Genomic DNA, 26039 nt, shown 5'->3' on the forward strand with positions numbered 1-26039 from the left:
AATATGTATGAGCAGCTTTTAAAACAATTTCCTCAATTTAAAGATTTAGGAGAGGTATCGATTAATTTTATAAGTGGCATCGCTAGCAATCCTAATAATCAGCAAATTATCGCCCATTTAGAGCCAATATTACCTTTCATTGATATTGCGCCCTATGCCGAAATTTTATTATCTTCTACAGGAACTGTAATTGTTAACTCTATTGACATCAAAAAGATTTTAAATATTGTCAGCCAAATTAATAATTTATCTTGGATTAATATTGCAGTATCTGGTGTGAATTTAGGAGTAAATTTAGTAGGTTATTATCTAATAAATTCCAAGCTCGAAAAACTTGACAATCAATTGTATATTGTTCAAAATAAAATAGAAAGTTTAATCAAGAATGAACAGCGAAAACTTTTATATGAAAGTAAACTTTTAATCAAAAATTCATTCACTTTAATGCGAATTTTAGAAAATTACGGGCTTAATGAAACTGCTGCTTTAAGTATAGAATTATTATTAGATCGACAGGAAAACAATTTACGAGAATTAGTTAGGCTGCATAAGAATCGAGATCAAATTAGTTTATCGTTAGATCAGATTCACATTATCTACTCAGCCTATGTAAATTTATTAAAAGCTTATCTTACAGCTATTTACTTAAAACAGCAAAATTTAACGAGACAGGAAGCTCGAATTAAAGAAGCTCAAGAACTAAGTAATCTTTTATCATCTGAACCGATTCTCTATTTTATTTATGAAGAATGTTTGTTTAATCCTATAAAGATATTAACTGAATCAGAGATAGAACAGATTATTAAGTTGTATAAATTGTACTGCAAGAGTTATATTGACAATCTCAAAAATCATTATAATTTTTTAATTAAAACCCATGTAAAAGAGTATCAAATTTTCCAGAAAAGAGCCAATAATGCTTACCAACCTATAATTTGGATTAAGCATTAAGTTAAGTGAGAAAAATCAGGGATAAAAAATCTAAATGCAGTGTTTATGATACTGATACTTAAGATCGATCGCCCTCCTTCATTCCCCAGACTGAATCCGACTCCTCACCCACCGCCTAAACCCTCGAATCATCGACGTTTCCCCCACATTTTTTTGTGTTTCCACAAATCCCATAATCTCAGAGGGCGACAAAAAAGGAAAGTGAGGAGAAACCTCCCGTTCTACATATTCCTGACCTTCTAACTGATAGAATATCAAACGCGAACCGTCATAACGCCAAACCTCGGACACGCCCAAACTCGCATACAATTCCATGCGGTTAATAGAACTGCTAGTGATGTCAATCTCGATTACTAAATCAGGCGGCGGATATTCATTTAAGTCAATTTGCTCTACATCTCGGACAACTCGCTCATTTTCGATATAGTAACACTGATCCGGTTCTAAACCTTTGAGCAAATCTTCGCGCTTGCAAGTTCTCGAACCCAGGCTGCGAATTTCTACATTCAATTCTTCGGTTACTGTTTCTACAAAACGTCCTAAAATTTTTTTGTTACCTTCATGCGAGTCTAAGGGAGTGATGATTTCTAAAGTACCTCGATCGTAATTCAAACGAATTCCCGGTTGTTCTGCTAGTTCGTTTACCAGAGATTCGTAAGTCTGCCAGCTAATGTTTTTCAGCAAAACTCCCGAAGTTTGACTTTCAATTAGGGTGGCTGTCATGGCTACCTGCTTGCTTTTTAGCTTATTTATTTAGTCCTCGACGGGGGGTCAGAAACCGGGTTTTTGCGATATACTTCGTCAGAGCTTGCAAAAACTGCAAAAAACCCGGTTTCTTGGATTTTGATACGTCAGTCTGATTACATTTTAGCAAAACTCAGCTTAATTGTCGATCGCACTTTTTCCACTTCCATGAAATGCGATCGCCCTTTTTGAACTATTGTAAAAACCGACTTTGCGATCGCAGATTTATACCGCCAAATACAATTTGATTAGTCCCCAGAGGCGGACATCGTTTGTGTAAACCTGGTTTCAACCGCCGTCTCGTCTTTTAATTGAGCATTTCGACGCAAATTACTGGTTTCCAGCCGCTGACTCTGGTAACGAGTAAATCGAAAATCTCAAATTCAAAATCTAAAATCTAAAATCGGTTGACGGCTGGCCCCCTATGCGGCTACGCTGTGAATTGAGAGGTTGCTTTGCTTGCACAGGAGGCAACCCGCGTCGCCCGAAAATCTAGTTGCACTGCCCAAAGCTGCTACAACAGCTAAGGACAGCATAACCGCCAAACTGATACAAGCAGTGTGGAGGCTAACGGAGTATCTTAACACTCTCTGTGGCCGCCCTGCTATGCGTTGAAATGCGGGGCGGCTGGATTTTTGGGTTTCCTTAGAAAACCCAAAGTCAGGAGAAAAATAATATGTCACAGGAATTCGTGCCCGACGAAAACGAATCCGTTAGCGAAGCCCTCGAAGAGGATTGTCCAAATTCGGATTCAGCAGCGGCGGTATCGGAACAGGATGTGCTGCTGGTAACGGTTGTGGGTTCGCCCCAGGGTGTCCGGGAAACGATTCTCACTTTGTACCGATTGGGATTTGCCGAAGTTGGTGATTGGAGCCCCGTACAACGCGCGGCAACTCCCGGGCACGTGATGAGCGTGCTGATTCGTCGTAAAGTGCGATCGGATTGTACGCCGCCGGGAAGGTAAGCTGGGAGGTTTTGCGATCGTCACAGCCATAGGAATGATATCTTAACTGGTTCCCAGGCTCAGCCTGGGAACCCATGTGCGATCGCTCCTCCTCTCAAACCGATGATGAAATGAGAAATGTCGATCGATTCTTTTGGCGGCGATGATGTGGCTTACAAGCAATACCTGGAATCGGAAAAGAGCAATAATTTAAGCTTATTCGCGGGGTCAGAAACCGGGTTTTTTCGATAATACTTGGTTGTGATGCGTAGATGCAGCCAAAAACCCGGTTTCTTTGTCGGAGTGCGTCAGTGAAAGCCTTGGAATAAAGAGGGTATTAAAGCACAATCGGTATTATGATAAAATAAATCAACTCTAAAGATGCGCCTTGACGCAGTGCGGCAAACACCGAGTCAAGACGACTTCTCCAATGTTGTAGAGCCAACAAAAGAGCTATAGTAATAATTACAAATAACGATCCAAATAGGTGGCTGTGCTACGATTCAGAGAGGGATATCTCGCGACACAGCGCCACCAGCCCGCAGAAATGCCGGGATATGTAAAAGAAGTATGGCTGGAAACTAATCGACATTGAGGAAATCCAAAATAAGTACATTTTTGAAGTCGATTGCGTGTTCAAAGGAAAAACAGAATTTCCCAACTATCTCGAAGAAAAGGAGGAAGAGTGATGCAAAAATACATTGTTTTTCAAGCTGATTCAGGAGAAGATGAAGGCTGGAGACAGAGAAAACTCCAACACAGCCAAGCTCTAACTTTTATCATTGCAGAAAACTGGGATTCTTCTGAGGAACCGATTCCTGAACCGGGATATCGCCCTGTAGAATTTGTGCGGGTGGAGTCAGAACACGATCCAAACGAACACGCACACAATACTCATTATCGGGTGAGTGATTGGGAAGTTGTGCGGGTGCAAACATACACGCCTGATATTCCAACTCCGATGAGCGACTATGACGTAATTGTGATGTGTTACTGTCGGTATAGCCCGATCGATGCTCCTCTGAAACCGATGCCGCAACGACAGGTATCGATCGATTCTTTTGGTGGCGATGAGATGGCTTACAAGCAATACCTGGAATCGGAAAAGAGCAAGAATTATGCGCCGTCAGGTATCAAGTCTTAGGGCTGACGCACGGGTGGCCAGAAACCGGGTTTTTTCGAGAATACTTGGTTGTGATGCGTAGATTCGGCCGTTAAAAGCGGATTTATCATCCGGTGCAATAATTGACACTCCCCTGCGTGAACGCCTAGGGATTCTTGGATCAATCAGTCAACTTGCTCATTGATGTCACCACCAGCGAGTAGAGGTCGGTCTGTCCCCAAGCGTTAATTCCGGTGTGCCCCACCGTATTTAAATTAATTCCAGCTTGCTTCAGTCCTTTCGCCAAAATATTCAAAGCTGCATTGTGGTCGCGGTCTAATACTGCACCGCAACGGCAAACATGAGTTCTGACTGACAGCGATTTCTGAACACGATTTCCACAACTTGAACAATCTTGGGAAGTGTACTGAGGGGCAACAGCAACCACTGTTTTACCGTACACTTTCCCAAGATATTGCAACCACTGGGCAAACTGTGACCATGCTGCATCGCTAATAGATTTAGCAAGTTTATGGTTCTTCACCATATTTTTTACTTGAAGATTTTCGTAGGCTACGAAATCGTTAGATTTCACTACGCACAACGCTGTCTTAATAGCGAAGTCTTTACGTTGCCTACTAACTTTCAGGTGTTTTCTGCCTAACTTATTGATGGCTTTCTTGCGATTACTGGAACCTTTCTTTTTTCGAGAAACTCGTTTTTGCAACCGCTTTAAATCTTTTTCACTTTTACGCAAATGCCGAGGATTTGGAATTGTTTCTCCTGCACTATCGGTATAGAAATGGCTTAACCCCACATCTATGCCAATTGCTTTTCCCGTAGGAACTAATGCCTCTGTTCGTTCTACGTTGACACAGAATTGAGCGTAGTAACCGTCGGCACGACGAATTACCCTGATTCGCTTTATTTCCTTGGGCGCATAGAAGTGCAAATCTCGACTACCCAGTAATCTGAAGGTTCCCGCAGCAAAACCGTCTGTGAAAGTTAGACATCTTTTGTCGGTGGAAAGTGCCCATCCTGATGTTTTGTATTCTACGGAACGGGTATTCTTTTTGAATTGTGGATATCCTTTTTTCCCAGGCTTCTTAGCTTTACAATTAGCAAAGAAACGTTGAATAGCAAAAATGGCGCGTTCCGCCGAAGCTTGACGCGCCATTGAGTTAAGTTTTCCTGCCCATTCAAACTCTTTCGCCATGATGGCGCATTGTTTGTATAAGTCCGATAACTTAACTCCCTGATTATCGATCCAGTACCTTAGAGCTTTGTTTCGGACAAACTGAGCTGTTCGGATCATTTCGTCTACGACCCGATACTGCTGTGGTTTACCTTTTAACTTGAACTCTAATACAATCATGGAATGATTTTATCTTGCTTACAGACAATTGTGGCTACAAAAGTTGAATCTTTGAGAATCTTTACACTCGGAAAATTAAATCTGTCCTATAAGGTGCTGTGAGTCAGCGGATCGCCGTCCTGCCCTTCGACTACGCTCAGAAACCGCGTAGCAGAAGGGTGGAAGTAAGGGGGCTTTAGACCCAGTTTTTTGGTAAGTTAACTCGACACATCCGCCTCCTGAATGCCGCGTCTTTACTCCTTCGCATCGGGCTAACTGCTGACAGTATCCTCACCCAAATTATTGATAGATTCTTGCAGTGAATCGCGACTATCGCGAAGACGATCGTTGTCAGGAGCAATTGCTAAATATCGATCGAACATTTCGAGCGCCTCTTGCCAACTCTTGAGTGCTTCCTGTCGATCGGATAATTGTTCTTGCAAATCACCCAGACTTCGCAGCGCATTCCCTTTGTTGAGAATCCAGATATCATCCGGTGCAATAATTAAAGCAGAATTATAGGCTGCGATCGCCTCAAAGTAAGACTTTTTTGCCGCCTCAAATTCACTTAGCTTTGCCTGCAAATCACCCAGCCATTGCAGCGCAAGCCCTTTGTTGTTAAACCATCCTGAATTATCCGGTACAATAACTAAAGCAGAATTATAGGTAGCGATCGCATCAAAGTAAGACTGTTTTGCCACATCAAATTCACTTAGCTGTGCTTGCAACTGACCTAGACTTAGCAGCAGATTCCCTTTATTTTGGAGAATACTGATATCATCCGGTGCAATAACTAAAGCAGAATCAAAGACTGTGATCGACTCTGAGTAATACTGTTTTGCCTCCTCAAATTCACTTAGCTTGACTTCTAAATCACCCAGACTTCTCAGCTTATTCCCTTTGTTGTTGAGATTACCGATATGATCCGGTTCAATAATTAAAGCAGAATCATAGGCTGCGATCGCATCTGAGTAATACTGTTTTGCCTCCTCAAATTCACTTAGCTCGACTTGCAAATCACCCAGACTTCCCAACACATTCCCTTTACTGTTAAGAAAATAATTCTCATCCGGTGCAATAATTAAAGCAGAATTTAAGACTGCGATTGCATCTGAGAAAGACTGTTTTGCAGCCTCAAATTCTTTTAGGCTTATCTGCACACCACCCAAAGACCACAGCACCAGCCCTTTGGTGTTGAAAACACTAATATAATCCGGTGAAATGAGTAAAGCTAAATTACAGGTATCAATCGCATCTGAGAAAGACTGTTTTGCAGCCTCAAATTCTCCTATACCCATCTGTAACTGACCCATACTCAGCAGCACAAACCCTTTGCTGCGGAGCGTATTTCGATCGTCAGGATTTGTGATGAGTTCGCGTTCGTAAGCTGTAATTGCCTCCAAATACTCTTGTTTTGCTTCTGCATATCGATGTACTATAGTATAGTAAAATCCTTCAGCTCGTGAAATCAGTCCCAGCCAATAATCACTTTTAATCCACAACTCCTCTCTTACTCCTAGCAGTGACTTGCATTGCCCATAACGACTCTTGTTCAAAGCTCCATTAAACACCTTGTCCCATTCCTTCACACCCCGCAACCAATCCAACCGGTTAGCATGAAAAATTGCCTCCGCCGCATCCTCCACTTCCCGATAATGCCCCTCTAAAACTTCATGAGCCCTGCGAGTTTTCGGATTATCCCTTTCCGCATCCAACCGCCGCAATAAATCGTGAATCCGATACCAATTATCCCCCCGCTTTTCCGATTTCCACACAAAGGAAAAACCAGTCAAAACCTCAAAATTGGCACTACTTGCCTGGAAGTGACAACCCCCTCCCAATTTCACGTACAAATCCTGATCAAAAGCGCGGCAAGCAGTCAGCGAATGCACCGCCGATCGCACTTCGCGATCCACATAACTCAGCAACCGATCGGTTAACTCCGCCGTCTTATTTTCCAACTTCGGAATCCGCGCAAAATCCGACGACAGCAACTCAACTCCCCGCCTTCTTTCTGCCAGCACCACATCCGCGCACAAACCCAAATAAAACGGATGTACCTGCAAATTCTCCCAACTATCATCGGGATTGACACTGGCATATTTAATCACAGCATCTGCCAAATCAGCCTTGTCAATCTCCACTTTGTGCAGGTAATCCCTAGCATCGGCGGGAGACAAATGCCAAACCAATTGGGCATCTATATAATCTTCAGGAATCGGAAACTTCGGCGCATTCGGCCACCGCAGTTGTGTGACAGGACAATCTCGCCCCGCCACCGCAACCACAATTCCCAATTTGTAATCCAATGCCCTCAGCAACCGCCGAAACCACTCATCTTGATACCAAAAAGTTGCGCCTTGAGAATTGCGTTTTTCATCCCACATTTTCTCGTGAGTATCGAACAGCATCACCAGGCGATCGGGTTTGTTTCTACCAGTCATTGCCGCATTCAAATCACCTGCAAACAATTTCGGCAAACAGTCGATTAATTCAGTATCAATATCTTTGTGGCGAATTTCATCAGCTTTTTCGTCGCTGACACCCAACCGCGTTTGAATTAATTTCATCGTTCGCTTAATGCCACCGAATTTATCGATTAATTTCAGCCCCGCCGCTACTTGCGACACCACGGGAAATCCGGCAAAGGTTTCAACTACAGGTGTCAAAAAATCAATCAAATCGTTGGGGAAAAGTTGGTTGAGAGTTGCATCAGACTCGCCTTTGTTCAGCAAATACCAAAAGCAAGCAAAATCATAATTGGGAAATTTAAATTTATATTTCTTTGCTGCTTCTGCCACATTTCGCCGCAACATCAGCAAGCCGTAAAATCTATCTTGGGGTTTATCTTCTTTAATCGGTATCAATCCGAAATCGTGTCTGACTGCGGGGATGGGAGTATAGGTTTTCGGTTCGGCATGGCGGACAAAATTAGCAACTTCGGCGGCTCTTGATTCTGGGAGTGCGCGCCATTGTTGCCAAACTTGAGGGGAAAATCTTTTGCAGCAGTGATATTCCAAGTGTTTGAGGAGCAATGACTTGCCGTTGCCTCCATCCCCGAAAAAATACAAAATTTTTGCGGGAGAGGGGTCATCGTTTAAATAAGAGGCAAATCGTTGAGTAAATTCGTGTCTGTCTGTGAAGAGTTGCAGTTTGCGATCGTCACTAATATATTCGCTTTCAAAGTCTTCGTCGTCGATCGGCATATTTGTTCGGGTGAGGAGTTACTTTAATTGTAGATTAAAACCCGGTGATTCCCCCGGCGGTTGACCCGGCGGTTGAAACCGCGGCTACACGAACCAAGTCCGCCTCCGCGGACTAAAGAGAATACGACAGCGAAATAGAGCTGTGCTAAAACTGTAATCTATCGATCGCCCAAGCTATCCTAAACAAGACGCAAGCGCAATCACAGAATAGCGGAGTTTGAAGCCCTTACTCATGAAGGCAGATTGTGATAAGAACGGAGTTTAAATCTCGGTTCTTATCACTTCGCTGTCAACTGTCAACTGTCAACTGTCAACTGTTTAAAGTTATGGCATCTCCAAACAATCAAAATTCGGCGGATTCATCTCTGAAACAGTCTCTAGAGGCTGGGTTAGCTGCTTTGAAACAAAAAGATTACCAAAGCGCGATCGCCCTTTTGGAATCTGTCAGCCAAACCGCAGCAAATCAACCGCCCGGAATCCGCGCCCAAATGGGATTGGTGGCGGCGTACAAAGCAACGGGTAATCTCAAAAGCGCGATCGCCCTGTGTACTTCCCTTACCAAAATCCCCAACACCCAAATCAAAACCTGGGCCGATCGCACTTTAAAAGAATTAACAAAAGAATTAACTTCCCCAAAACCGCCACAAACTACACCAGAAACCGGCTTTGTCGCCTTTGATTCACCAACAGAATCGGCTAAGAAAACGCTTGAGGGCGATATACAAACCGCAGATAAAAAAACTGGATTTTCACCCTTAGATCCGATTGCCACGCCAGCAAACACCAAATCTACACATATTTCACCGCCACCTCCACCCCCCAAACCGCCGATTCACCCGACACTAGAGGGCGGGCCCGCACCATCCACCGCCCCTACAGAAACAGAAATCGATACAGAAACTAGCGGCGAAAACAGTTCCGGTTCCCCAACAGATATCCCCGGATTCGCCAGCCCGGATACCTACGAACTTACTTGGCGCGAACCCGGGCGCACCAAAAGTCCGCGCCCCCTCAAACCGCTAAAGTTGCTGAATTTTCGAGTGGAAGCTGTTGCAAGTGCGATCGCCCTATTTTTCCTAGCTCGATTAATCCTACAATTCCTGTTGACAAATACCAATGCTCTATTAGTTCAGCTTTACATATTTACTAGATTGCCAATTTTTCAGCCAATTCAGCTTTTTTACCGAGATACAACTTTCTTCCTCCAGTTTGTTTTCGGATTGCTTTTGGCTTCTTCTCCCTGGCTGATAGATGCGCTGCTAAAACTTTTTTGCGGTATCGAAAACCTGCGCGGCTCAGTTTTATCCAAGCACAGCAAAGAAGCTTCTCGGGTACTCCGCAGTTTTTGCACTAAGCAAAATATGCGAACCCCTGTGCTGAAACTTTTGCCGCTAAATGTTCCTGTAGCTTTCAGTTACGGCTGTTTTCCCCGTTTTGCTCGGATTGCTGTCAGTCAAGGGCTGTTAGATCAATTAACGGATGAGGAAATTGCCGCAATTTTGGCGCGGGAGTTGGCGCATATTTCTCACTGGGATTTTGCGCCGATGTCGCTGGCGGTGTTGGTGCTTCAGATTCCTTACCTTATATATTGGCAGACTGCATACTGGGGCGAGCGGTTGTGCGATTTAATGACGATCGACTTTTTGCGTCGTACTGTCAGAGTTGTCACCGCTGCAATTTCTGCCACCAGTTACGGGATTTATAAATTATTACGTTGGCCGATGTTTTGGTTGTCGCGTCGCAGAGTATATTTTAGCGATCGCACTTCCGCAGAAATTACCGGCAATCCCAACGGTTTGACGCGAGCACTGACTAAAATTGCGATCGGCATTGCTGCAAATATCGAACAGCAAAAACAAACTAGCTTTTTCCTCGAAAGTTTCGATTTGTTGTTACCCGTCGGCGTCGCCCAAGCTGTAACCTTTGGTGGTGCTGCATTGCGCGCGCCCCTACAACAGATTTTGCTGTGGGATGTCGCCAATCCCGATCGCGCTCTTTTGACGGTTAATAACACGCATCCTTTGATGGGAGAGCGTTTCAAGCTGTTGGAACTCTACGCTCAATTCTGGAAACTGGAGACTGAGTTAGATTTGGCGAGTCTGTCGCCGGAAAAACCCAAAATAGGAAAATTATCTCTGTTTAAATCCATACTCGAATTTAAAGACTCAAAACTATTTTTACAGGGTGCGCCGTTTTTTGGGATTCCGATGAGTTTGGCTATCGTCGGAGTGCTGTGGTTGATTAGCTGGATTTTTTCCAAAACGAGTATTTGGCAATTCGATTGGCTTTTGGGCGATAGATCCATTCTTTGGGGCTGTTTGCCGATCGGATTTTGTCTCGGTACTTTGCTGCGGATCAATCATTTTTTCCCCGACATTATTCCACGAAAAACCGCTTCGCCAAGTTTACCCGAAATTTTGTCAAATCCCGCAACTCTGCCCGTAGATGCTCAACCAGTGCAGCTTTCCGGGCAACTTTTGGGTAGGACTGGTATTGACAATTGGCTGGGACAGGATTTGATTTTGCAAACGGCGACGGGTTTGGTGAGGTTGCACTATGTTTCGAGGATTGGCCCGATCGGCTCTTTATACCCATTTTTGCTCAAACAGACGACTCGCCCCAGCGATTTGATCGGAAAACCGGTTGTGGCGACTGGTTGGCTGCGTCGGGGTGCTACTGTGGCGATCGACCTGGAAACTCTCCGCAGTCAAGAAGGGCCCGTTAGTGATAGCGGACATCCGATTTGGTCTGCGATTTTGGCCTTTGCTGCTGCGATTTGGGGCGCGTACATCATTATCCAAGGCGGAAGATGAGACAAGGTACGTAGTTGCGCTTGGGCGCTCTTGTCTATATGAAAGAGCGCCCAAGCGCAACAACCTACCTTTATTGAATATGACGGACAACTGTCAACTGTCAACTGTCAACTGTCAACTGTCAACTGTCAACTGTCAACTGTCAACCGATCTACCCTTCGTAAAGAAATGTTGCTTTTTTGCCAACACTCTGTTACATTTATTTACATGAATCGGATTGAACCAAATAGCGCAATAACTTCAGTTGGCTACAATCGCTAAGGCATTGCGTAAAAATTGTCAACCTCCCAACACAGCAAGTTCAGCCAGCCGCCTGTCGGCTGTTTTTTTTCGACAGCCTATTTAGCTCTGGGGGATAAATTCAGAAAAGTGATTCAGATACGGTTTTCGTTCAATACAGCATGAAATCTTCCTAAATAACTAGCTCTGTTACCAAGGCTGTGATACCTTTAAAGAATGGTCGGACACTGCCGGGCCCGATTTGAGGGATACCGGGTAAGTGAGTAGTCCTCAACATTAGGAGCGAGATTAGAAGTGAGGTAAGATTACTGGCTGAAAAAATGTTAGCGATTTTCTCCCTCACTGTATTAGACTGAATACTGGCATTCCGATCGCTCGCAATTGACATCCTTGGACATAAATTTCTACACGGCGCTGGCTATAAACATTCTGAATCAAAACCGAAAGCAAGTAATACAGAACAGCCAATAGCCTAAACATTTGAGTGATGACTAAAAGTTTACACAACAACCTGAGATTTAAAAGCTCTCTGCATTGGCGGTTCAGTTCCGGCACGATCAGAGTAAATCATCTTTTTGTTCTAAAAGGTGGGGGGAGCTGTCAAGGTTGGTGGGAGGAATGTGCAAATTCTGTGGTTATGCGGTGTTTCCCTGCGGTCAATATTGATTTGACTTCAGGTAATTTCGTTCGAGCAAACTAATTAAAATCCCAATCTGGAGGAATTTTTCATGTCTATTCGTCTTTATGTTGGTAATCTACCGAAGGAACTCGATCGCCTAGAACTGCAAGAAGTTTTTGCACCAGAAGGCGAATCTGTTACCACAAAGGTAATTACAGACCGCAAAACTGGTAAATGCAGGGGATTTGGTTTTGTGACGGTGCTAACCGACGAACAAGCAGATCAAGTTATTGAGAAATACAACGGCTTGATGTTCAAAGAAAACCCCCTGAAAATAGAGAAGGCATTGCCTCGCTCTAAGGGTAAATCTGAGAAGGGCGAAGACGATCAGCAACAGTCATCATCGCCTGCTGCCCCGCAGTTGGCATCATCGTCGCCGTCGCAACCAATCCCTGCACCGCAGCAACAGCAGCGCTCGGCTCCTCCTACCCAAGGTGGAGGTGGCGGTTCTAGCAAAAGCAATCGCCGTCGGGGTGACAACAACAAGTCTCGCCGCAATCAGTCAACAACAACGGTTTCGAGTGCTGATTCCGGTTCGGTGCAGCCAGATCCGCGCTGGGCGAGCGCTTTGGAAGAACTCAAGCAAAGATTGGTGGAAGCTCAGACTACTAATTAGTCGCATAGGGCGGCTAATTGCTGCTATCTCTCGACTGCGGTTGAGTGCTTTGAGTTGGAAGTGCGATCGAGAATTGGGCAAAAAGCCTAATTCTCGATCGCACTATTTTATTGCAAAAACCTCTTGAGATTGAGTATTTGTAGGGTGTGTCGCCTGGGTTAATCTCTAGCATTCAATGAAAAATCTGATGGCGACGCACCTTTTGCGATCGATAATCGCGAGTATTTGTAGGGTGTGTCGCCTGGGTTAATCTCAAGCATTCAATGAAAAATCTCCTGGCGACGCACCTTTTGCAATTTGAGATTGAGGGATTGATATCGTTTCCGGTTGTATCGGAATGATTTAACCGCAGAGGGCGCAGAGGGCACAGAGAGAGAAGATAGAGATGAATAGCAATGGAATCGGATTTGATATGATATCATGTCCGAGCGACTGACCCCAATAAGTAAGGTTTGTAGTGCGGACTTCAGTCCGCTTTATGCTGCGGACACTCCCGACGCACTACAAACGGTTTTTGTGATGGTAATCAATCGGATTTGATATGAGGGATTAATTGTTCAATACTTTAACTTTCCCTCAATCCACGATAAGTCAAGTTTATTAAACTTCAGAGAATTCGATCGTCTCAATGAAATCAAAAATATTGTTCATAATGCCCTCAACCTCCGACTCAAGAGAACCCAATTCATCCTTGTCCTGATAAACTCGCTGACAACTTACCGTGTAGCAAAAATCGTCAACGATAAAAGCCATAAATCCCCGGTAAGCATCCAGCGCAGTAACTTGGTCATCATTATTTTGCACGCTAAGAGTTGCGCCTCCAGGCAAATCGACTACTGCAAAATAAGCTTGCTCATCTTCTAAATATTCGGTATAGAGTAAATCAGAGTTGGCAAATTTATCAAGAATTGTCTGCTCAATAAAATTGTTGAGAAACGGTCTGAGATATGCTAGTTCGCCCGCTGACTCGATGAATTCTTCGATATCGCTAGCAATCTGGAGATAATCAATTTTCAGCAAAACACCAAAGTCATCAGAAAATGCAACATAGCCATCTCCATCCTCTATTCTACCGCCTCGTTCCTTGTCAACAGGAATCGAAACCGTAAAATTGCCTTTAGCAGATAGGTACAACGGCTCCTCGACCTCGAAATCAGACTCTTCGATTTCTATTTGCGAGTATGCGTCAATTACATCCTCGATAATTTGCTTGGCTTCCTCATCGTCTACACCTAATACTCCTTGAAATTCCTTGAGAAAATCCCGGTGTTTTTTAGATACTTCATTGTCTGCGACAAACATTGCTACGGTGATGGCAAAAGTATCTAACACCAACTCATCTGGCAGCGATTCACAAGCCGTATTAAATAATCCTCCCAAACCATCTTCCGCGATAATATTTGCCAAATGTTGGAACATTTCTGACATATCCTCTTCCGAGAATTCAGCAAATATTTCTGAATCCCAAAGTATGCTTTCTAAGAGATCTGCATCGGCATCAGGGGAATTAGCCTCGGCTGCGACAAGTGCGATCGCTGCGACGGATTCCTCTAAACCCAAGGTGATTGAGGATTTATCTTTTGACTTGAATATTTTAGTAAAGTTGCTCATAGTTTTTGCTTGGCTAAAGAGTTTAGTTTGACGTTTGGCTAGCGAGCATCTCATTTGTGCAAAAAAGATTTTTTGACAATTTGGTATTAAAATGAGATGCGCGCTAATTGATTACCAAGGACTGCCAATTAGTGTAAATCCCGCCCAAAAATTGGGATGAGATAAATCTGAATTTGGTACTTTTCCCGCCCGAGTAAGATCGATCGCCCTTTTTTGACTCCCCACCAACTTACCATCTTTAATCGCGACCTGTTGGCGAATCATCGTTAGTTGAGCTTGTCTGAGGGCTTCAGCCTTAATGGGAGCCGATCGCAAATTAGCATAAAACTCAGTCATCAGCCCCAAAGTCGCGAAATCATTAACTTTCCACAAACTCGCCAAAGCTGATTTTACACCGCTGCGGACTGCCAGTCCAGCAAAACCCATTTCTGCCTCACTATTGCCGATCGCAGTTTCGCACGCACTCAGCACCAATAACTGTACTTGCCTGCGATCGTACCACTTCGCCAACCGAAATTGATCCAGAGCCAAAGAGCGCTTCCACAAGTCAATCTCAGCCTCGTTGCGTCCGTTTTGATTGAGCGGAAAGCTAGCGTGAGTAGCTAGGTGAACAATGTCAAAAGGCTGTTGCTGTTGCTGTCGCTGTTTCGTGAGATTTTCCACGGTAAAATCTTGATTGAGAAAAAAGCGGCCGCGCCACAGCGGTAATTCACCAGCATTTTGGGTGTTGCTTGCGGTACCGGCGATCGCAGATAATTCGATCGGCACCGCACGCAACTCCTTTTTATTAGTATGGGGAAATTAAGGAAGCGCCCATTGCTAAAACTCGAGCGTTTTTCAAACTTTGATAACTGGTATTAGTCAAGCTAACACTGGGAATTGAACCGACGCTGTACTTTTCTACTAGAAATTGCTTGCCGTCGTGCAAAGCTGCAAGCGGTAATTGTCGCAAACCAGCATCGAAGGAAAAAACTAGCGTATCGATATTTAGCCCTTCTAACTCTGAACGAATCGGTGCAATTAACCACTGGTAAAGTTGCTGAGCATTTGCTAGATATTCTGGATCTTCCAAGTCATTGGGTTTAGCTAACGAGCGGTGAAACTCAGTCACTGTTGCTAGCAATTCTTTGCTGTCAACAGGGATATTTCTGATAACAGGAGGGCCGTCAGGAACTACTAACACTAGCGACAATTGTTCAAGACGGACGATCGCATAAACAATTACAGCTTGTTTCCCGGTTTCCTCTTTGATAGTTTTGAGAGTTTCTCTCAAATATTCAACCGTTACTTTTTTGTCCGTAAAATCTTCCTCATAATAATTTTCATAGTCTTGTTCAAAGAGTTTGTCAATTAGGGGGACAGCTTCATTCGCATTGTTTCGATCTAAGGTTTGTTCGACACTAAACCTGCTGATTTCTAAGGGAATAAGATTTGGGATATCTGCGGGTGGGGGAGTTTGGGCTGCTGGAGTTGGTGCGGGTGCTGGAGTAGGAATTGGTGCTGGAGTTGGTGCTGGAGTTGGTGCTGGAGTTGGTGCTGGAGTTGGCTGCGGAGTTGGTGCTGGAGTTGGTGCTGGAGTTGGCTGCGGAGTAGTTTCGTCGGGAATGTTTGCCAAGTAATTAGGCTCGATTTCAGTAACTGGTGGCTCAATAGTAGGCGCAGGAGTAGGTGTTAAGATTATCCATCCGTCGGGTTTTTCGGAAAGAGAAGAGCTTGGCGGTGGCGGGTTTTCTGGCGGGTTTTCTGGAGGCGTTATTAAAGTGAGTTCTGCTGTTTTTTGAATAGGCGGTGGTGTGAGAGAGAAATTGTTTTGGGGATTATTAAATGCCCAATTAAAAGTTTGGCTTCCGGTTTGAGGATTTAGAGTGATACTGGTTTTTGCTCCTAATAAATCGCCAATTAAAAAGGCTAAATCTTGTTGCGGATTTTCGCTTTGGGCGGGTGCTGCTGCGACTGGAGAAATGGGTGCGGGAATGGGAGAGAAAGAGGGTGCAATTACAGGTGGAATTGCTGCTACAGGCGGATTGTAAGGCGATTGTAGGGGTGCGGGTGTTGGATTTGGTGCGATCGGGCTTGGGAGTGCGATCGGGCTGGGAGGTGCGATCGGGCTGGGAGGTGCGATCGGGGCGGTGAGTTGTGCGATGGGAGGAATTGCGGGCGCGGCGGGTATGCGATCGGCAGCGCTTGGTATTGTTGGGAGTGAGGGCTGTGTGCGGGTTGTACGGGGCGGGAGTGTGAAGAAATTGGTGTTTAGCAGTTCTTCGATGGGGGAAAGGTCGATCGGCGCGATTTCGGGTGTTGGGGATGGAGTTGGGGTTGCGGTTGCGATCGAGATTGTGGGTGTTGGGGATGCGATTTCGGGTGTTGGGGTGGGAGTTGCGATTTCGGGTGTTGGAGATGGGGTGGTGGCGGGGGATAAAGCCTGTGGTGGCTGGCGTCTGGGTATAAGTAAAGGTGCGGGGGATGGTGCGGTTGTTGTCGGCGAGGGACTAGCAATCGCGATCGGGTCAAGCGCAGCAGTTGCAGGTGCAGGTGCAGTTGCAGCTTCAGGTGCTGGAGTCGTTGCGGGCGCTGGAGTAGTTGCAGGTGCAGGCGCTGGAGTCGTTGCAGTCGTTGGAGTGGTTGCAGAAGTGCTTGCAGTCGTTGGAGTGGTTGCAGGAGTGCTTGCAGTCGTTGGAGTGGTTGCAGGTGTTGGAGTGGTTGCAGGTGTTGGAGTGGTTGCAGGTGTTGGAGTGGTTGCAGGTGTTGGAGTGGTTGCAGAAGTGCTTGCAGTCGTTGCAGGTGTTGGAGTCGTTGCAGGTGCAGGTGTTGGAGTCGTTGCAGGTGCAGGTGTTGGAGTCGTTGCAGGTGCAGGCGCAGGCGCTGAAGTAGTTGCAGGAGTCGGTGTTACCGAAGGAGTCGGTGTTGCCGAAGGAGTCGGTGTTGGTGATGGCTGAGGATTTGGTATCGATCGAACTTCAATCTTTTCTGTATCCTGTTTGTGTGTATAAAGATAGCTATTACCCGACGAAATTTTTGACTCAGCCGTGCTATTTCCCCTAGTAATAGCACCAGCAGTTCCGTTAGTTGTTGAATTGCCAACAATAAAAGGCGTCAGTCCATTACCGCCGTGACGCAGCAAAATTGTACCGCCTTTATCCCCAGCACCTCCAGCAGAGGAAATGCTAGCAACAACCCCATTTCTATCTGAAAAAGAATTGATTAATCGAAAAAACTTTTCAGTCCAAACATAGATATCTCCACCTCTACCATTACCCATGCTCTGACTGTTAATTTGATTGACAGTAATATTGCCACCAGCATTTAGACTAATATTTCCACCATTAGTAGAGGAACTAGAATTAAGATTCCCCGTTTGAATTGCTCCCTTCTCACTGTACAAAGAAATTCCCAATGGAGAAGTAATATTTTGCGTAGTAATATTATTGGTTGTAGAAATATTGATTGCCGCAGTCGTTCTTGTAATATTATTTTCAATTTTGACGCTATTGAGAGGAGTCGCGTTACCGATAGGAGCGAAAAATTGAGCCATTCCCGTATCAGGTTTAACCGTCAGATTGTACGGCCCATCAACTGTAGACTTACAAGTTATGTCACCTGTACCAGAGATTTTTACAGACAGGTCATTCGCCAATCTTAACGGAGCATTAAATGTAATATTATTGCGGTTAGTCTCGATATTTCCCGCCGCAGTAATGGATTCCTTTGCTGTGAGATCGATATTGCCACCGATCGCATTAGTATTGGTAGAAAAAGTGCGAGAATTAATAGTATAAGTCGCCAGAGTTCCTTTAGCATCTATGGTTACATTTCCACCTCTACCATTGGCTGCCGCAGTAATAATTGGGCCAGCAGTTGTGTTAACATTGCCGCCACTTTGAATGCGAAGATTGCCACTATTAGCGTTGAATCCGCTTAATAATAGAGCGCTGCCAATTCCGCCTGTATTGATATTCCCCGTAGCTTCGAGAGAAATATTACCCCCATTATTACCACCCATTGCATTTATAAATCCAGCAGTAGTATTGATCGCGGCACCGCTTTTGAGAGTAATATTTCCACCATTATTATTGCCTACAGTAAACAGATTTTGAGTATTTATAGAACCATTACTATTAAGATTTATTGAACCACTTTGTTGTTGAGCTTGTGACGCAACAATAGTAGTAGTAATATTGCCACCAGCACTTACATTAATATTACCCCCAGTTTGAGTTGTGAATGGCGGAGTGCCTTGTACATAAGCACCTGCCACCAACTGATTTGTATTGATGTTACCATTAGTATTAGTAATGTCAATATTGCCACCTTGTGCTTTAGACTCAGTATTTATACCTCCAATATTAACATTGCCATTAGTGTTGAATAGAATAATATTGCCACCATTGCCAACCGAAGAACGAGAAAAAATTGGATTAGCCGGTGATATTTGAATACCATTTTGAGCTTGAACCGTAATATTTCCACCTCTGCTATTTTCGCCATCAGCATTGAGCGAATCCAAATTAATCGAACCACCACTTTTAAGACTTATTGCACCACCTTCTTGCCTACCAGTCGTAGAAATTTGATTGGCATTAATATTGCCATTAGCCTCCAATCTGATTGCACCACCATTATTATTGTCAGAATTGGTTGACACTTGTGCACCGCTGACATTGATATTTCCTGCTCTACTTAAAATAGAAATATTACCACTTACTCCAACTCCATTATTAGCAACTCTAGTATAGATTATACCAGTTGTAATATCATTTTTTGCTTCCAGATAAATAGAGCCTCCTTGTCCGAATGTAATTCCTGTATCTAATTTGTAAGCAAGATTATCTAGTTGAGAATTTCTATTATATAATCTACCGCCATTAAGATTTATGCTTCCTTCTGTACTTACGATCAAAATATTGCCACTATTACCACTTGTTCCGCCCAAAAGAAGAGTTATTATCTCAGCAGTAGTAATATTATTCTTAGCTTGTAGCGTAACGGAACCGGCATTACCATTATTTGCTCTACTGTCTAAACCTCCAGCACTGGTATCGATGGAACCTCCCGTGCTAGTAATCGAAATATTACCAGAGTTTCCTGTTTTGACATAACCAGTTACATATTGATCGAGTGCTGATTCTAAACTGGCAGTGACAATATTTTGTTGGGCATTGAGTGTTATATTACCAGCATTGCCATTATACGAATAACTAGATAAAGTGCCAGCAGTAGTGTTTATGCCTCCTGCCATGCTAGTAATAGTGATATTGCCAGAATTTCCCCTGCCTAATGCGCCGAACCATTTAGTATTAATATCTGTTGTAATAATATTACCGAGAGCCTGTAGAAGCACGGAGCCACTATTGATTTTATCAGTTGTAGATAAGGTACTAATAGTTCCGTTTAAAAAAGCATCCCCATTTTTTAATTGAGTACCAGAAGCAGTTAATACTACTTGCCCTTGAGCATTAACATTTATCCCCGTTACGCTGACTCCTGGACGAGTTAATAATTCTGGCAAAGATGCAACTGGCAATACCAAATTTTGAGACAAACTTCCCGCAGCAGATTGCGGCTGAATCTCCAAACTCAATAAATTTCCCGGTTGGCTAATTCTGACTAAATTCTCACCCGGAACCGCAGCAATAGTAATATTTCCTCCCGGTGCATAAAGTTGTCCCGTACTTACTATTGTCCCGCCCAACAAAGTTAAATTCTGCCCCTGTTTCACAGCCAAACTGCCTAAATTGATAATTGCTCCCGGCTGTAAATTTGTAAAAGCAAATGTGTTCGGGCTTCCGACTAATTGTGCATAATTATTCGTACCAACAGCATTAAACCAGTTATTGCCGAAACCAATTCCTGTAGCAGTAGTCGCGGTGAAAGAACCGGGAATATTTAAGCTGGAATTTGCACCTAAAACAATCCCCGCCGGATTCATTAAAAATAAATTGGCATTGCCGCCCGTAATTTGAATCAAGCCGTTAATTATCGAAGCATCGCCACCGACAACGCGCCCTAAAATATTGCGGATACTGGGATTTGAGATAAAGTTAGCGGTTTGTCCTTGAGTTAAACCAAATTGTTGGAAACTGTGAAATAGATTTGTGCCGTCGCTGGATTGTTGACCACCTTGAATGTTGAATTGATTGCCATTTGGGGTGATTTGAGTATTGGTTCCGTCGGTGGCGGGGGTGATTTGGGCTGTGGCTGTTTGAGATTGGGTGAAAAGTCCTGTTTCCCAAGTTGCTAAGGTGCTGAAGGAGAGGAATGTTAGGAAAAATAGATTGTTTTTATCGGGTAATTTCATAGTTTTTGTTAGTAGATGATATTTTGCACCATCCGATAGTCCGCCAGGGGTTTAAACCCCTGGCTTATAGCGAAAGTCCTCTAAAGAGGACTGTAGAAAAACAGGGTTTTCGGTATGTAATTGCGCTTGGGCGCTGAGGCGAAACTATATATCTTTATTGAGTATGAAAGTTGTGCCATAATGATGAACCATTCAGTCCTCTTCAGAGGACTTTCGCTTTGAGGCAGGGGTTTAAACCCCTGGCGGAATTAACGTCACAGCGCTTTACTATTTCCTCTCTTCCCTCCTTTGCACATCTTGCAACTGCTTCCCTATTTTTTCTACCATCTGCACATCTCCCAAAGTTTGATATCCATCTTTTGCCAACTTCAAATACTGCATTGCTTCCAGATTCTCCCTCATAGATGAATGGACTTCTCCCAAACCGTAACGCGCGTCGGTTAGCTCTTCGATATCGTCCGGTTTGGCTCTACTAATCGCCTTTAAATAGTAGAATTTAGCCTGCGGCATCAGTTGCGATCGCCCTTGATACATTTCTCCCAACGTGCGGTAGATGGGCGCCGTCTCAAGTCCCTCTGCTGGTAAGCTTTCTAGGATTTCTATTGCTTCGGCAGTCAAGTTGGCGCTACGATAAACTTGTGCGATAGCCAATTTCTGACTCGCTGCATTTGGTACTTGTTGCTCGATCGTCCGTACAGCCTCTTTAACCCCTTCAACCTCCTTCTCATCCAGCAAGCGAAACTCTGTATCCCCCTCCCCGAGAGGACTTTCCGAAGAAACCCCCGTATTCGCCTCCACAATCAATCTGTACTTAAAACCCGGTTTCAGCGCCGGTTCCCCCGGATACACCGCCTCAGTACCGTTAACCGTCATTTCCCAATTTAACTTCGCTTTATTTTCGAGAATACTTAACTTGTAGCTAGTCGCACCCGCCACCGGATTCCAGCGCAAAATTGGTTTATTTCCTAACAATTTCGTCCGCCTCGGACTAATTATATAAGGAATTGGCGCCTTGTTCCAAACAATTTGATCGTCGCCGCGATCGGGACAGTGAATTAAATTTTTATTGCACTCATCCTTCGACTTTTCGCTAGCCAACAAACAGGTATTTAATTGATTTTCACCCGCTTTGATTGACTTAATTCCTAAATCTGCACATTGAATCGTAATTTGTCCGTTTTGTGAAGTTTGCAGTTTGTCACCCGGATAAATCGGCGTACCGGCACTGGGGCTAATATTTCTGCCATCTTGACGCTGTAGCTGCACTTCGCCGATAATATTCAGGATTTGTCCGTTGGGTATTCTTGTCGTTGCTGCGATTGCTGGGGAAATTATCGGATTGTTGGCGGATATTTTGGATAAATTGGCGTCAATTCCGAAGTGGGGATAAGGCAAAATATCGATCGCAATTAACGTAAATGCGATCGCGCTTGCACCCATAACAACAGTCGTCTGTTTTTTCATTGACTTTTTCCTATTATTGGTAAACGTTCCTTTGCCATTTGGATACATTCATCTTGTTCTGGTATGCTGGAATTGGCAGATTTCAGTGTTTGTTGCCAATGCGTGAGTGCTTCTTGTGGTTTTCCTTTAGCTTCCAGTACCTGCGCTAAAAGGCATTGAGCTTCTGGAGTCTTATTGCTGAGAGATATTGCTTTTCTTAAGTCGGTTTCCGCTGCGTCGTATCGGTTTTGGTTGAAGCGCAGCCAGCCGCGATTCTTGAAACAAGCTGATTTCACTCCATCGTGTTTAGCAGTTTGAAGGCAAAGTGCGATCGCCTTTAAAACCTCTTCAGGTTTATTTTCCAGCAAGAAGGATTTGGATATTTGAGCGTGAGCTTCTGGAAGTCCCCGCCAGACTGCATTTTGCATTGATTCTCGCTCGCATTTGCGATCGCTTAATTCTCTACAAAGTTCGGATAAGTTATAGGAAGACTCGCCGTTAGTAGGATTGATTGATGCAGCTAGACTGTATGAAGCTTTCGCGATTAAAAATTGATTGTGGCGGTGGTTTTGCATCCCAAATGTGTTGATCGCAGATGCCAGATGCGGGCCGATGAGTGGATAGCCGATCGCCAAACCAGCTAAACTGATGCTGGTACGCTGCATAAATTTAGTTGGAATCGTAAATTGCGGGTGGTTTGGGCGATTCCCTACGGGATAGCTTCGCTTCGCCGGGGCTGCATCATCTGTCGGTGCAGCGAAAGGGCGATCGCACTTTAATTCTAATAATTTTAATCCCTCAAAAGTTGGATGCTGGCAAAGCATTGGTATGCCACTCGCACCGGGAAATTGATGTTCGTAGCGCAGTAAATCATTCTTAGCTTTTCGTACTGCTAAAAACAAAGGTTCTTTGAGGGCTAAATATCTAAACAAAGACTTCACAAATTCCTGGGCAATAAAATCCGGGATTGGCGCCCGCATCACAATCACTGATGGCAAAGAAATACCTTCTGTGACTAAATCTGCTGCTATACCCATGCTCGAACAAGAATTGAAAATTAGTAATTCCAATCCTTTGACAATAGCTCGTTTTAGACCTTCTTTAAAGTCTTGTACGGTGACAGTATTGTCTGCAACTTGTTGATTTATATATAGCAATCCGTTGGCACCATTGAGATCGCTATCGCTGTGCCCCGCATAAAATAAAACTTGCCAGCCTTTTTCATCAAATAACTGGTTGCGTAACTCTTGAGAATTTGGTTCTTGAAGAAATTGTAAGTCGCAGCTATCGCCCAGATATTTGGTGATTTCCGTTGTATCTTTGCTGACATCAATTCCCTGGCTGTTGCCTAACACACACAAAATTCTGCCTCGCGAACTTAGAGGTATTCCCGCTATCATTGCCTCTTGGGGAATTTTTGCATATTCAGGGGAACTGCCGATAATTTCACAGTTATTGTAGTCTTCGCGAAATTGCCACACATCCCAAGGCAACTGCCAAATCTCAGAGTTATTGCATTCTAAAAATATTTCAACTAATTCGTCTCGGTTGCTAATTTCTGTTCTGAGTTTTACCTCTATTTTTCTGTAAAACTCATCAGCACTCAACCAATTATTCATCTCTTTTTTCAAACCTTCATAGATAATATTAGGCTTGTCTTCAGAGATATTTGTTTTGCCCGCAGGCTTGATTTTGATTCGAGAACTGCTTCTGTGATGTTGGGTGGCGCGACAACTAACTTTCCACCTTTTGTGCAACTCGTCAACCTCAGGTGCTGGCAGCAAGCTTCCTAAATATTGAGCGACAGTTTCTCCTTGTTTTTTCAACTCCGCTGTCACGCAAGAAAAGCCTTTTTGAAAATCCCCCGATCCCAAAGCCAATATGACTGTACTGCTCATAAATTGGATGTCATTGCAGTTAATCAAAATATCATACCACAAAATTTTCCGTTATGGTAAAATCATCTAAAGCTACTCGAATAGTAAAGCTTTCTTCTGGGTCTACGTAAAAATCGTTGAGCAAAATGCACTTATTCTGAACAGTTGATTTTACTTCATGTAAATTTTCTCCTATATCAGAGATTAAGGACAATTTAATATTGTTTGGCAAGTAACGATCGCCGATCGCCGGATGCAACTGAACGTGAACTCTGACAGTGCGATCGCTATCTTCGGCAATCCCCACCAACAACGCAACAGTTGTCCTACCCAAACGCATTCCCAAATCAATCAACTTTGCCCGCACGATATCCGCTTCGGGAAACATATCGATACTGCTTTGATGTCCGCGTGAAGTATTTTGCGATCGGGCATTTCCACCACTTCGGAATACAAAAGCTGGGTTTTCATCACGAAAAATTCGACTTTCTAAATTTTGTTTGCCTTCCTCAAATTTATGCCAGTTCGTTTCTGCAACATTCTTTAACCACTTGCGTAAATTAGATTTGACCGGATTTTCAATCTCAGTCGGTTCAGTCTCGGGCTGCGGATCGAATATCGATTCAACAGACTCCCAATCCGATGTAAATATATTCTCCAACCACTGACGCAGATCCACTTTAGATTCATAGATTGTTTCAAGGTGAAGCAAGAAGTCATCCAGAGGATGTAAATCTCTCAATACTAATTCACCTGAATCCGCCGTCGGAGAAAATCCCAGCAATCTTGCTTCCTTTTCATCTTCATCAATTTCTACTACAATATAACCAAGCCGTTCCTCCCTAGCTTCGGGAGGGACGCGACAGATTTCAGGTAAATTTGTCGCGGAATTTTCATTGCCATTTTCTCCCTGTTTGTGTTCGGCCTTAATTGGACGGCACTCAATTTTACCCAACCCTTTAATATATAAATCTGCCACATTCTCAAACAGGCGAACTACTGGATTCCAGCTATCGCATTGAGTTAAATCAGTTTCAATATCTAATATTTTTAAATAATCGGCAACTACCAACACAGCCAAAGTATTCAGATAAATCTGTTCTACTTTTTGCGGGTATTGGTGTTCGCAAGCAAATTGCCATGCTAGAGCAATTGCCTTTTGGGTAATTGGCATTGGCAATGATTCGGTTGTAGTAGTATTGTTCTTCATTTCCCGATTTTAACTCCTTGTATGATTAATAGCCACTGTCTTCTCGAAATTGTTGCAAATGAAGCCGACATTTCTTTCGGTAAAAGCTATATATTGTAGGATAAGCACAGCCAAACTCCGTTGCTATTGTGGTAAAATCTTTACCAGATACCCTGCTTCTCAAGATAACTTGACAAGTCAGATCTTTCCGCCCTCGAATGTACTCGTTTAATATCCCATCAGGATTAGTTTCGATCCAATTTTTGACGTGTTCAAATAATTGAATACATTCGACTGTATGACTGTCATCCTCCGCAGGTAAAGTCTCTATTCGAGCGATCGCAGTTCCGTCTTCTAAAACAAGTTCTCGATCGTCTCTCCTGCTATTTTCTCGATCGACCCTGACAGCCCAATTTTGCAACCGTCGCTTCAAATAATAATTGAACCAAGTTATGACATTACCCCGATCGCGATCGTACTGAGTGCCGGTGCGGGATTCGCACAAATTGCTATAGAAAAACTCCCACTGTTCTTGCAAAGCATCTTCATAGTAAGGTACCTTGTCTTTCCAGATCAGACCGGAGTTTTTCATTTTAGTCACAAGCTGATTCAACAAACGTTTTAGCTTCCAAGAATTCGAGGCCTCCTCCCTAATGAGGGTGACAAGGCTGTCTAACTCTTGATAGAGAAGTTTGCGATCGCAATTTTGAGATTTTCCTGAGCCCCCAACAGGATCGGAGTCGTCGGATGAGTGGTCTTCCCCCTCGGAGGGGTGGGATCGATCGTTCATAGTGAAGTGCGGCCGCAACTTTGTTCCTACACTTACTTATCAGGGTGAGTTGGGTAGTTTTATGCGAAATCCTGAAAGTTTTTTTCGGAAGATGGTTGAAAGTCTTGCTGTGCGGTCGATTTGGCTGTTAAATTAGATGTGAATTTTTGTTAAAACGCGGAAGATTTTATTAAATACGTATAATTA

At 43.9% G+C, this 26039-nt stretch carries 16 protein-coding genes; 5 read left to right on the forward strand and 11 right to left on the reverse strand.

Features of this window, described 5'->3' with window-relative positions; all coding sequences use genetic code 11:
• The first annotated feature begins 3 nt into the window (after positions 1 to 3).
• Positions 4 to 951: a hypothetical protein gene (locus tag QZ938_RS01295; protein WP_293346471.1), complete on the forward strand. Its 948-nt coding sequence runs from the start codon at positions 4 to 6 to the stop codon at positions 949 to 951.
• Positions 952 to 1029: 78 nt separating this feature from the next.
• Here QZ938_RS01295 and QZ938_RS01300 read toward each other — a convergent pair whose 3' ends face one another.
• Both QZ938_RS01300 and QZ938_RS01305 read right to left on the reverse strand, forming a co-directional pair.
• The gene (locus QZ938_RS01300; protein WP_293346468.1) at positions 1030 to 1674 is read right to left on the reverse strand and encodes a Uma2 family endonuclease; all 645 of its coding nucleotides are present in this window, start codon (positions 1672 to 1674) and stop codon (positions 1030 to 1032) included.
• A 443-nt stretch (positions 1675 to 2117) separates the two neighbouring features.
• Positions 2118 to 2378 carry a hypothetical protein gene (locus QZ938_RS01305; protein WP_293346464.1) on the reverse strand — a complete coding sequence of 87 codons (261 nt, stop codon included), beginning with the start codon at positions 2376 to 2378 and terminating at the stop codon, positions 2118 to 2120.
• Here QZ938_RS01305 and QZ938_RS01310 point away from each other — a divergent pair.
• The gene (locus QZ938_RS01310) at positions 2372 to 2659 is read left to right on the forward strand and encodes a hypothetical protein (RefSeq protein ID WP_293346462.1); all 288 of its coding nucleotides are present in this window, start codon (positions 2372 to 2374) and stop codon (positions 2657 to 2659) included. The genes QZ938_RS01305 and QZ938_RS01310 overlap by 7 nt on opposite strands.
• Before the next feature lie 667 nt (positions 2660 to 3326).
• Positions 3327 to 3782 carry a hypothetical protein gene (locus QZ938_RS01320; RefSeq protein WP_293346459.1) on the forward strand — a complete coding sequence of 152 codons (456 nt, stop codon included), beginning with the start codon at positions 3327 to 3329 and terminating at the stop codon, positions 3780 to 3782.
• Positions 3783 to 3921: 139 nt separating this feature from the next.
• On the opposite strand, the gene QZ938_RS01325 is transcribed toward QZ938_RS01320, so the two are convergent.
• Positions 3922 to 5115, reverse strand: coding sequence for a transposase (locus tag QZ938_RS01325; protein WP_293346456.1), 1194 nt, complete (start codon positions 5113 to 5115; stop codon positions 3922 to 3924).
• A gap of 251 nt (positions 5116 to 5366) precedes the next feature.
• Positions 5367 to 8300: a hypothetical protein gene (locus QZ938_RS01330; protein WP_293346453.1), complete on the reverse strand. Its 2934-nt coding sequence runs from the start codon at positions 8298 to 8300 to the stop codon at positions 5367 to 5369.
• 326 nt (positions 8301 to 8626) lie between these two features.
• Between QZ938_RS01330 and QZ938_RS01335 the strand changes: the two genes are divergently transcribed.
• A complete protein-coding gene (locus QZ938_RS01335) occupies positions 8627 to 11113 on the forward strand; it encodes a zinc metalloprotease HtpX (protein ID WP_293346450.1) in 2487 nt (828 codons plus the stop codon).
• 968 nt (positions 11114 to 12081) lie between these two features.
• The gene (locus QZ938_RS01340; RefSeq protein ID WP_293148679.1) at positions 12082 to 12648 is read left to right on the forward strand and encodes an RNA-binding protein; all 567 of its coding nucleotides are present in this window, start codon (positions 12082 to 12084) and stop codon (positions 12646 to 12648) included.
• 600 nt (positions 12649 to 13248) lie between these two features.
• Here the strand turns inward: QZ938_RS01340 and QZ938_RS01345 are convergent.
• The 7 genes from QZ938_RS01345 to QZ938_RS01375 all read right to left on the reverse strand — a co-directional run bounded on the left by QZ938_RS01345 (position 13249) and on the right by QZ938_RS01375 (position 25853).
• Positions 13249 to 14259 (reverse strand): hypothetical protein, encoded by a 1011-nt coding sequence (locus QZ938_RS01345; RefSeq protein WP_293346447.1) that lies wholly within the window; start codon positions 14257 to 14259, stop codon positions 13249 to 13251.
• Between the two features lie 111 nt (positions 14260 to 14370).
• Positions 14371 to 15036 (reverse strand): CHAT domain-containing protein, encoded by a 666-nt coding sequence (locus QZ938_RS01350; RefSeq protein ID WP_293346444.1) that lies wholly within the window; start codon positions 15034 to 15036, stop codon positions 14371 to 14373.
• A 10-nt stretch (positions 15037 to 15046) separates the two neighbouring features.
• The gene (locus tag QZ938_RS01355; protein ID WP_293346441.1) at positions 15047 to 20554 is read right to left on the reverse strand and encodes a filamentous hemagglutinin N-terminal domain-containing protein; all 5508 of its coding nucleotides are present in this window, start codon (positions 20552 to 20554) and stop codon (positions 15047 to 15049) included.
• Between the two features lie 267 nt (positions 20555 to 20821).
• A complete protein-coding gene (locus QZ938_RS01360; RefSeq protein ID WP_293346438.1) occupies positions 20822 to 22018 on the reverse strand; it encodes a hypothetical protein in 1197 nt (398 codons plus the stop codon).
• Positions 22015 to 23895: a CHAT domain-containing protein gene (locus tag QZ938_RS01365; RefSeq protein WP_293346435.1), complete on the reverse strand. Its 1881-nt coding sequence runs from the start codon at positions 23893 to 23895 to the stop codon at positions 22015 to 22017. Before QZ938_RS01365 ends, QZ938_RS01360 begins: the two co-directional genes overlap by 4 nt.
• A 31-nt stretch (positions 23896 to 23926) precedes the next feature.
• Positions 23927 to 25084, reverse strand: a complete 1158-nt coding sequence (locus QZ938_RS01370) for a DUF1822 family protein (protein ID WP_293363336.1) — start codon at positions 25082 to 25084, stop codon at positions 23927 to 23929.
• A 25-nt stretch (positions 25085 to 25109) separates the two neighbouring features.
• Positions 25110 to 25853, reverse strand: coding sequence for a hypothetical protein (locus tag QZ938_RS01375; RefSeq protein WP_293346429.1), 744 nt, complete (start codon positions 25851 to 25853; stop codon positions 25110 to 25112).
• Positions 25854 to 26039: the final 186 nt, after the last annotated feature.

The sequence above is a fragment of the Microcoleus sp. CAWBG27 genome (assembly GCF_020883145.1).
GTDB lineage: Bacteria > Cyanobacteriota > Cyanobacteriia > Cyanobacteriales > Microcoleaceae > Microcoleus.